This is a genomic window from Candidatus Borrarchaeum sp. (assembly GCF_019058535.1).
Classification (GTDB): domain Archaea; phylum Asgardarchaeota; class Sifarchaeia; order Borrarchaeales; family Borrarchaeaceae; genus Borrarchaeum; species Borrarchaeum weybense.
The window spans coordinates 1-10518 of record NZ_JAHPYX010000111.1 but is presented as its reverse complement, the minus strand read 5'-3'; the positions used below and the strand labels follow the sequence as shown (position 1 = coordinate 10518).

Here is a 10518-nt window from a genome sequence, read left to right as displayed (position 1 = left end):
TTGCAGGATTAGAACCAGCAGCACTTGTAATTGGTTGGATGGTTGGACTTCATGCAATAATTGGAATCGGTGAGGCAGTAATTTCAATGGCAATTGTTGCATACACAACAAAAGTACGCCCTGATCTTCTAGAGTTGACACATTTCGAATTGGCACCTGGAGTTATGACATCCGAATGAGGTGAAAATAATGGCTGCAACTACTAAAGAAGGTTTTACAATTCCTAGATACGTGATATTGTCACTGATAGTAGCATTTGTAATCATGGCTGTATTTGCATTTATAGCCTCAGAAAATCCAGATGGTCTTGAGAGAATGTTCGAAGCAGTCGGCGTGGAAGGTGCAGAGGGCGGCTTTTTATCGTTTGGTGAAGGGTTCGCGGCTGATCTTCTAACTATGGCGGTCGGTATGGTTAGTGTGTTCGCAATCATCATTGTGATAATGCTGGCAGTTCGGTATCTAAAAAGAAGCTGAATTTTTTTCTTACTTATATGTAAGTTTCACAATCTTTTTTTTATACTTGTTATATTCACGACACCATAAGTTGTTAGAAGAATTTCTCTCCCACTGGAGATCTTAGTTATGAAAGGGCACTACTTTACGTTACCTTTTAGAAAATTTAGTGAGGAAAGTCCTCCACAGTTATCACCTGCAGCGAAAGTTGTACTCATGATTGCATTTGCAGTCGCAGTTGTCGCAAACACAGATTTCGTCATAATTTTTTTGACTTTCATTTGCGCATTAGTTATCGCAAAGTCACTACAAGGGCGAATTCTTCATGCCATAGAGCATTCATGGGTGGCAATTCCTGTGCTGTTTTCCCTCGGAATCTTTAACACGTTTTCAAAAGGGTCTCCTGATGCAATTATCACTACATTTCAACTTTTAGGGTTCACGGTAAATGTCTACCAAGAAGGATTGCGATTTTTTGCCCTGATAATGCTTAGAGGGATCTGTGCGGTTTTGATAATCACAACATTTACGTCCTCGATGACCATGCAAGAGTTTGTGGACGGGTTAAGAGATATTCGTCTGCCGGAAACAATGGTATCAATGATAATGCTCATCTTACGTTACGCACCTCTTATCTTTGAGGAAGCGGCAACTGTTAGAACGGCTCAGACTCTAAGAGGGTTACATTTGGGTACAAAAAAGTCACGTTTTGCGGCGGCGGCGGCAATGTTAGGTATGATCTTCATTCGCTCATATGATAGAGGGCTTGCAGTTTATGAGGCGATGTCCCTTCGAGGACTTAAAAGCAAGATACAATTCAGAAAAACTAGATTAAAGAAAAAAGAATATGCATTATTAGCAACTTGCATTGTTCTTTGTATAGTAATTTGGATTATAATAGAACTATGGCTTCCGATTGACATCGAGAGTTACATTATCACATGGATTTGGAGGAGTATTAGTGGATTACTCAGTGGCAGTGGAGTTTAAGGACGTTTCATTTCAATATCAACATGGTTCAAAAGGATTTCTAATGGAAGATATTAGTTTTTCAGTTCCTCAAGGAACTAAATTTGCCATCGCAGGTCCAAATGGGGCTGGAAAAACAACGCTTTTGAAAATGATTGTAGGATTAAATACCCCAATTAAAGGAGAGGTACGTGTTTTCGATAAGATTGTTAATAAAGAAAATTTTGATGAAATTAGAAGAGAGGTCGGATTTGTTTTTCAAAATCCGGATAATCAAGTCTTTGCTACGACTTGTTTTGAAGATGTGGCCTTTGGGCCTAGAAATTTAGGACTTCCAGAAAATGAAGTTGAAGAAATTGTATATGATGCTCTTAGGAAAATGGGAATGGAAGAATGGAAAGACTATTCTCCATTTAACTTAAGTTTCGGTCAAAAGAAGAGGGTCGCAATTGCAGGCGTTTTAGCCATGGATCCAAAAATGCTAATATTTGATGAACCCTATGCAAATCTCGATTTACCGACAACAATAGCGCTAATTAAACTTCTAAACGAGATTACACAAGAAAAAGAATTGGCTATTTTATTTGCATCTCATGATCAACGATTTCATAAATGGTCAGAAAACTTACTTGTTCTAAATAGAGGGAAAATGATCTTCTGTGGACCTACCGTTGAGGGATTGCAGAACGAAATAGTGAAAGAGGCTTTAGGAGATCCCTCAGAGTTAGATGAACTATTAGGAACTCTCTAAGTTTTAAAAAGTGGAGATTGCCTCTAGGTCACGATTATTTACCATATCTTCACTCTTCGATTTTTGTAAAGAATTCACAATATTGATCTCCTGCACACATTCCTTTAAGTCGTTTAATTGTAGCCTTTGGATTCATGGCCTTTTCAATAATATTACTGTAGATTGTGCACCAGTTGCAGATATCCTTGGGATCTGTTGTGCTCCATGGACAGTTAGTGATTTTAGTTTTCGTGTATGTTTCACTCAATTCAAGATAAGTAGCTTCAACACCAGTCAGCTCCCAATAAATGTTCCACCACTTATTCATTGCTTCCATATCGTTGCCCTCGATTTTGAAAACATCTTTAAGTGTTTTTACCATATTCTTTACTCTATCCTCTCTTTTCCAAGTCTTTTCAGCAATTTCAAGTGCTGCAACCGCGTCATATTTTTCTCGAATTTCATTCATTATACCCTTGAACAGGGTCGTCAATTGTCCCTGTGCAAATTTACATTTTAGTTCCCAGGGAAGCCCTCTCTTTAGTGCCGGAAAAGGTGTTTTCGTGTTTTTTGACATTATCTCCTCCTCTCTTCATCTAGGTGATTATTCAGCGCCCCTCATCGACGTACTGAAAAAATGATCTGCAAAAATTAAAATGATCAAGAATTTATCCTTTTTTTTCCGTCCCTAGCAATATTCAAGCCTTTAGAACGTTACAGTAAATTTCAAAGCCATTTACTATTATACATTTTACACACTTTTATACTTTAATATTCTCTTAACTATAAAGTTAAAAAGTGAAAAGCACGAAAGATATCTATGTGAATTCAATGTGGAACGCACATATTACTGAAGAAGACTATAAAATAATTCCAAAAGAGGAGTGGGATATCAGGGACACAATTCCTCAATTGGCGTATCTTACACACAATTTTGTTCGATACTATGGAAAGTATATACCACCTATCGCGACAAATTTGGTAAAAAGATATACTGAAAGGCAAGATATCATCCTAGACAATTTTGCCGGTTGTGGCACGGGCTTAGTGGAAGCAAGACTGCATGGAAGAAACTCGATTGGAGTAGAGATCAATCCTCTCGGTGTTCTTGCCTCAAAAGTAAAAACAACTATAATTGATCCACGAAAATTGTCAGATACGTTTATGGATTTATTACAAAAGTCCTCTCTCGACATTTCAAATCTTGAAGAGAAAAATAATGAAGTTACTTTATCTATACCATCAAAAGCAGATTTTTCCTCAATTGATAAATGGTTTACATCAAAGCAAATAAATCATTTGGGCGTTTTAAGGCATCATGTATTTGGGTTAGAGGAAGATGATGCTCTCAAAGATTTTTTTAAACTAGCATTTGGAGCTATAATCCGTCGTTGCAGTTTAGCATTCGATGGAGAGGTAAGACCACACATTAACAAAAAAAAGAAGCCACGCAAAGTCCTTGTAGCATTTAAAGACAAAGTTGAAGACATGATTGAAAGAATGAAATTATTTTCACAAGAAACAGCAAAAGATGTATTTACGAAGGTATTTCAGCACGATAGTAGAGATCTACAGAAAATAGTAGATGATGAAAGTGTTGATTTGATAATTTCGCATCCTCCATATCTTAATGCGTTTGATTATGCACCTGTTTTCAAACCAACGATGCATTGGTTAGATCTTAAATATTTAACAACTAGAAAAGAAGAAATTCGGGCATGGCCAGCTACAAATAAAAAATTAGTGGACAAATACTTTTCAGACCTAGATAAATGCTTAACTGAAATGTACAGAGTTATAAAACCCAATAGAAAATGTTGCGTCGTTATAGGAGATTGTACAATTAGAAAAAAACCCTTAGCCACGCATAAAGTAATTATCAATTTAGCGACTGATAAGGGTTTCAAGATAGAGCGAATTATCTCTCGTAAACCCTGGTATACCACAGGACGATATTCATACGACCCAAGGGCGCTTAAACTGGAGTATATTCTTGTTTTTGGTTTGAATTAGATCTAACTCGTCTAATGGAAAAAGGGAGATTACTCACACTTTGATGCTCCACATGACTTACAGATTAGACAACCTTCTTCGTGAACAAGTTGTCCTCCGCAATCTGGACAAACACCATAATATGATTTCATAGCAGTTTTTTCATAAGAGCCTTCTATTTCGTGTCTTTCGATATATCGAGAAAGTGCCTTGCCAATTGCATCAGGACATGAGAGAATCAACGTACCTTCGTCCCAAGAAGCTGACGGACAACGTATTTCTCGCAATTGCTTGACAATTGATTCAATTTTTACACCTGAACGAAGAGATAATGAAATTAGACGACTGATTGCCTCCGATTGGGCACTAGGACATCCCCCAGAATGTCCAAGCGTTGAAAATACCTCAAAAAGACCCTCGCTATCAGCGTTTATGGTAACGTAAAGATTACCGCATCCAGTTCTTATTCTTTCTGTCTCACCTACAGTCACAGACGGTCTAGTGCGTGGTGTAAGTACATCCTCTTTAGGAGCCTCCTCAGCCTTGCCTATATTCACAACTGCTTCTCTACTACCATAACGAAACACAGTTACTCCTTTACAACCCAGTTCATAAGCAGTCATAAATACAGTTGCTACATCGGACTTTGTGGCCTCTTGTGGCATATTTACCGTTTTACTGACAGCGTTATCAGTATATTTCTGAAACGCAGCTTGCATACGCACATGCCATTCAGGTGTGATATCATGTGCTGTGACGAAAAGTCTACGAATATGCTCAGGAATTTCATCAATTTTTTGAATAGTTCCTTGTTCTGCAATTTTTTGCATTAAATCTTGACTGTAAATGCCTTCTTCATTTGCAATGCCTTCGAAGTACGAGTTGACAGTTACGAGTTTTTCACCATCCATTACTTTCTTGAAATAACTTACAGCAAATAGAGGTTCAATTCCACTTGAACAATCTGCTATCATGCTAATAGTTCCAGTGGGAGCTATGGTGGTAACTGTCGCATTACGTAGTGGTGTTGAATCCTTGTAGATACTATCGTCGAAACTTGGAAATTGACCACGTTCCTTAGCTAAGTCTTCAGATGCTTTGCGGCCTTCTTCTGAAATAAACCTCATGATTTTTTCTGCAAGTTCAAGAGCATCTAGTGAATCATAAGGAATTCTCAATTGAATTAGTAAATCTGCCCACCCCATAACTCCCAAACCAATCTTTCTATTTTCTTTAGTCATTTTTTCAATTTCTGGAAGTGGATAGTTGTTCATATCAATAACATTATCAAGAAATCTTACTGAAAGTCTAACCACTCTCTTCAATTCCTCATAATCAACTGTGCAGTGTCCGTTTTCTTGTTTAACCATCTTTGAAAGATTGATGGAACCTAAATTGCAGCTCTCCATAGGAAGTAACAATTGCTCGCCGCAGTTTTTAGTTTTAATGAATCTTACTTTCTTTCTATTCTTGCTCTTAGACTCGAAACCTCCAATAAAAAATGTATGAAAATCATCTACTGTCCCATTATATACATCTTCTTTGCCTAGGTATTCAATTGAAACGATTTTATGATTGTACATATCTGCGGCTTCTTTTAATTCTTTGTAAGTCTTGAAACCATATTTAGTCTCTAATCTAAAAGTAACTATTGATTCTTTGCAGAAATCTTCCCATTCTTTCTTAAATGGTACACGGTCTAGTTTGTCCAGTAATTCTATGTATTTTTCAATTTGTTGTTCTTTATTTCGTCTTGCTCTCTCTTTGTAAGCATTTCTTACGCCTTCTACTCTTTTTTCGAAAATTGAGTCATCTGAATTTAAAAAGTCCATGAAGCATTCTTTGCCACAAAAGCCAAGTTCTCTTTCGCTAAAACTAATTGAAAATTCAGATCCACAGTTTTCACAGGTTTTCTTGACCATAACACTATTTCCTTTCAAATAACATTGCAGATCTGTTTTTTCTCTACATTCTTCTAATTTACGTAAGGCTCTTTTATGAAAACCTTTTTCTGCATTTTTTTGATAGTTCTCATCATTCCAGAGTTTGGTCATTCTCTCTGAAAACGCTTTTCTTACTTCAGGATTGGCAAATAATTCTCTAGATTTTTCTCCTATTTTTCTTTTCGTTTCTTCTGAGTGATGCTTCCCATAATTAGGGTTATTTTCACCTTTAGTATTATAAAACGGATTCTCAGCTTTATATTTTTCCCAAACTTCCTTGTTTTGCTTTAATTTATAGAGCGGATTGTTTTCACCTTTTATTGAATGACTATGAAGTTGATCATGGTCACTGATTCTAAGAATTTCAAGATTAGTAGGCGAGTTATTTGTTGAATTAAAATCAATATGATGGACTACACAATCTTCAGATATTTCTTTATTATTATTATGGAAAAACCTTGCAATGATATTGTGCTCTGATTTATCCGATATTCCTCGATTATACATCCTCCAATATTTTTTTGACCTATTTTTTGTGTATTTTCCCTTTTGCCATTGTAATACTTTGGTTAAAACATGAAGACTGTCGCCTGGCTTTAACTCGTCTGTGCGTCTACTAGTTCCATCTCTAAGGTAGAAGACATGATTTTTAGTTGCTTTAATAACATCTCCTGAATCTAAAGCAATTTTATAGACAGGAACATTCTTTCCAGTAAGTCTAGGTCTTCGCATATGTCTAACTACAATTTTGCCGTCATTATTTTCTGTAAATACAGGAACATCTTTGTCTTCATTAGCAAGTTTTTCTATCGGAATTGTTCCCCTTCCATCTGCAGTTGCAATTAAAGTATCTCCTGGCAAACAAGGATTAGTGCTTTCATAATCCCCTAAAGCGGGCGTAGGATTAAATTGATTTGCACGATCAATAAAGAATAAACCAGGCTCTCCGTTTTTCCAAGCCATTTCAATAATCAAATCGAATACATCTTTTGCGTCTAGAGTTTCAACTATTTTATTTGTGCGAGGATTAATCAAATTATATTTCCGATCAGTTTTTACTGCTTTCATAAACTCATCAGTTGCTGCGACTGAAATATTGAAGTTGGTTAGTTCTGTTAGGTCACTTTTCGAGGTAATAAATTCAATTATATCGGGATGATCTACGCGGAGAATGCCCATATTAGCGCCACGCCTTGTGTTGTGGGTGACCATTCCATGGGCTAAATAAGTATGGTTTTCATTGACCTCTAAATCCATGGTTTGTGATTTGCCTACTTTTTGAATATCTGTAACAGTAATGAACCATAAATTGTTAACATCACGAGCATTCGCAGTGAATTCGGGGTATTCTTTTGATAGATTACAATAAGCACTAAAGGTAAATTGCCGCTCTCCACGAATATAACGTAGAAGTTTATTTCGCAACTTAGGTGCAGTTGATCTGAATTTCTTTCCCATTCCCCTTCCCTTTTTATCTCTCTGTGGTAGGGTAATAGCTTTTAGAACAGGCTCAACCCACCATTTGACACTTGGAAGTACATAATTTTGCTCTCTTTCTAAATCTGGTGAAAAATCGTAGCAACTAACAAAACGAGATCGTGAATCGCATCCAATCTTGTCTTTCCAGACATCTAAAGCAACGTGGGATCGCAGTTTTAGGGACCATAGATTGTCTGATCCAAAGCGATCTTCATTTGCAGGAATTTCACGTATGGATACAGGGCATCCTAATCCTATTAGTAATGCAGACGCTTCTTGAATTAACCGATGAGAAGTAGATGTTAGTACGGGATATCCATGTGTTATTGTACCATCAGCTTCGAAGAGACCTCTTAAATAAGCCCCGACCACAGATGGTGGGCTTTTCCTTATTAATAGAGGAACTGATACCTTATGGCTTTCTTCCTTTGATAGATTATTTAATACCAAAAATTCCTTAAGTGACCGACTGCTCACAATAAAATTGACTGAAGCATCATCATCTTTCTGCATTAGCTGAACGTGAATACCTGGAAATAATTTCTCCAAAAATTCTGGTAACTCTTCAATCAAGTAAGAATTATGACTGATACTGAACCCGATACGATAATCTTTTAATCCACTCGCAACAAAACCATCACCTGCCAGAAGACCAAGTAAGAAGGCCAGTGATTCATCTAGAACTGAAGGAAGATCAATTTCTTTCTGGTTGTGATGCTGAATTTCAAGGTGCTTAAGTTTTTGAATTTGTCCTCTATGCTGTCCTAATTTAACAAGAATAGCATCTCCTGGTCTTAATTCACTTAATTGTCTCCAAACAGTCCCTTCATCTGTCATCACTTTTACCTTGTGATTAGGTGTACCTGTAAGATTAATCTCTTGTTCAGTAGTAACTCTGAGAACAGATACAACTCCATTATTATATCCTCGGGGAGATATCTTTTCTCCATTATCGGTAGCAACTTTTAGATCGTGTTCCTGCCAGCCCCGAACTTTTTCATCTACTAACTCGTTCAAACGAAGGAGACCTTTATTTGAAAAGACTAAAGTATTAGGAACTAAGCATCCTCCTTGCTTGATAACTTCAGTACTAGTATTAAGTACTTTCATAAAGGAGATGGGACCACTAGCTATGCCCCCGGTCGTTCGAACTACATCATTTTTAGGACGCAAGCGAGAAAAAGCAAACCCCGTTCCGCCACCACTCTTGTGAATTAGAGCAGTATACTTAACTGCGTCGAAGATACTGTCAATAGAATCGTCAATTGGAATTACAAAACATGCAGATAATTGCTGAAGTTCTCGACCAGCGTTCATAAGCGTCGGAGAGTTAGGGAGAAACTTAAAGGAAGTCATTATTTCATAAAAATCTAATCCCATTCGTTCAACATCGCCGCCATAGAGTGCCTCCGCAGAAGCTATATTATTAGCGACACGACTAAACATTTCCTCAGGTGTTTCAATTAGTTCCCTTTTCTCGTTCTTGGCCAAATAGCGGCGCTCGAGAATTTTTAGTGAATTTTCAGATAAACTCAAAGTCAATTTTTTCCCTCACCAATACTATGATTCTTGATTTAATAAACCATTCTTTTAGAAAAATGGAATTGGGGTTAAAATCACACTATTTAGAGATACCGTCATTTTATATGATATACAAAAAGTACTAGATTTGTCGGGCTTTAAGACCTTTTATTCAACCAATAAATTGGTTTCAATTAGATATAACAGTAAAGTGACTAAACAATCCATTGTTTAATCAATTCAATGGCATAAGAAGAAATAGTAAAGCCTACATTCACCAAGAATGATTCATCGACATAGAGTAGCAGCAAATTATAGCCAAAAATCATTAAGATCTGAGTTACAGAGGTTTTGAATAGGAAATCCAGTAAATTATCTAGCTTATAACTGGGTTGAGTTTTTTCAAATTTTTTGAGGTCACTTCCTCGTTTAATCAAACGAATACGCCGTTCATATTCCGTCTCTACTTCTTTTAGAGCGATTCTAACCTCTTTAAGGATAGTTAATACAAAAAGGCTGGAATAAAAACCACTAATGATAGTACGGATATTTCTTGAGAAAAAAGCTGTGCACGAGCGCCAAAGATACCTTCAGCAAGTGAAAAACTATAAGAAATTGATGCCAACGCTAAGAACAAGTAGAAAAGGATCTGAAAGAGTATGATATTCTTTCGTTTTTCAAGTTTTTCTACTTTAGCATGAACCACCGTCACAGCGAGAAAACAACAAAAAACACCGAACAGGAAAACTAAAATAAATAAACCAATCCCTAGAACTTCTACTAAAAGACTCAAACCAGCATATCTGTAAGATATAGTGTAGTATTTCAAACTATGATATGCCATCAGAACTAGAAGAATAAAGAAAGCCCAAATTCTGATGCGATCGTACCATAATTTTCCTCTTCTTACATCCACGCTTTTTGCACCTTTAAGATTTTTTAATCACACGATTGATGCCCGATGTGCGCAAAAAAGGCAGATCCATATTTCAAGAATGAAATTCAGAAAGGACGATGATGATTTTTCTTCTAAAAACTTAACTAAGATTGTGAGATAACGAGCCGCGTATCTTGGATATTACTAGTCATTCTTGAAGCATTTGTGAACTATCCCACCCTGAAGGATGGAACTTCCTGCGAGTCCTCCCAACCCTTTCGGGAAACTCTCGTTTTACGTTCTGCTGTATGTCGCAGATCATCCTCTTTTGAGGATGGCCTGTCCACCTGGCATTCTGTGATAGGAAACTTCAATTCCAGCATCAAATCATAGGGATTCGTCAAATGCTATTATCCTTTTACCTTCGCGGTTATTCGCGCGGGTTAGCAACTGTCCGAATCCTGGCTAACAGGGGCGTCTCGTCTGTCATCCTAACGGGAGTTTTATATCCCTGCCTTCCTCCCGATATTCATCACATCTATTCTATCCAAAAC

Annotated in this window: 9 protein-coding genes; 5 read left to right on the top strand and 4 right to left on the bottom strand. The window is 37.0% G+C overall.

The window, feature by feature from the left end; genetic code table 11:
• The 4 genes from QVB70_RS18455 to QVB70_RS06365 form a co-directional block, all read left to right on the top strand.
• Window positions 1–179 (top strand): energy-coupling factor ABC transporter permease (locus tag QVB70_RS18455; RefSeq protein ID WP_342766546.1); only part of this gene is annotated, 179 nt, incomplete at its 5' end.
• A 10-nt stretch (window positions 180–189) separates the two neighbouring features.
• Window positions 190–474, top strand: coding sequence for a hypothetical protein (locus tag QVB70_RS06375; RefSeq protein WP_287584560.1), 285 nt, complete (start codon window positions 190–192; stop codon window positions 472–474).
• Window positions 475–582: 108 nt separating this feature from the next.
• On the top strand, window positions 583–1443 hold the full coding sequence (locus QVB70_RS06370) for an energy-coupling factor transporter transmembrane component T (RefSeq protein WP_287584559.1): 861 nt from the start codon (window positions 583–585) through the stop codon (window positions 1441–1443).
• On the top strand, window positions 1415–2173 hold the full coding sequence (locus QVB70_RS06365; RefSeq protein WP_287584556.1) for an ABC transporter ATP-binding protein: 759 nt from the start codon (window positions 1415–1417) through the stop codon (window positions 2171–2173). Before QVB70_RS06370 ends, QVB70_RS06365 begins: the two co-directional genes overlap by 29 nt.
• Window positions 2174–2222: 49 nt before the next feature.
• Here the strand turns inward: QVB70_RS06365 and QVB70_RS06360 are convergent, their stop codons facing one another.
• Window positions 2223–2729, bottom strand: coding sequence for a hypothetical protein (locus tag QVB70_RS06360; protein ID WP_287584554.1), 507 nt, complete (start codon window positions 2727–2729; stop codon window positions 2223–2225).
• 254 nt (window positions 2730–2983) lie between these two features.
• Between QVB70_RS06360 and QVB70_RS06355 the strand changes: the two genes are divergently transcribed.
• On the top strand, window positions 2984–4165 hold the full coding sequence (locus tag QVB70_RS06355; protein ID WP_287584552.1) for a DNA methyltransferase: 1182 nt from the start codon (window positions 2984–2986) through the stop codon (window positions 4163–4165).
• A 29-nt stretch (window positions 4166–4194) separates the two neighbouring features.
• Here the strand turns inward: QVB70_RS06355 and QVB70_RS06350 are convergent, their stop codons facing one another.
• The 3 genes from QVB70_RS06350 to QVB70_RS06340 form a co-directional block, all read right to left on the bottom strand.
• Window positions 4195–9102 (bottom strand): ribonucleotide reductase N-terminal alpha domain-containing protein, encoded by a 4908-nt coding sequence (locus QVB70_RS06350; protein WP_287584551.1) that lies wholly within the window; start codon window positions 9100–9102, stop codon window positions 4195–4197.
• Between the two features lie 487 nt (window positions 9103–9589).
• Window positions 9590–10003 carry a hypothetical protein gene (locus tag QVB70_RS06345; RefSeq protein WP_287584549.1) on the bottom strand — a complete coding sequence of 138 codons (414 nt, stop codon included), beginning with the start codon at window positions 10001–10003 and terminating at the stop codon, window positions 9590–9592.
• 191 nt (window positions 10004–10194) lie between these two features.
• Window positions 10195–10368, bottom strand: coding sequence for a hypothetical protein (locus QVB70_RS06340; RefSeq protein WP_287584546.1), 174 nt, complete (start codon window positions 10366–10368; stop codon window positions 10195–10197).
• Window positions 10369–10518 lie beyond the last annotated feature (150 nt).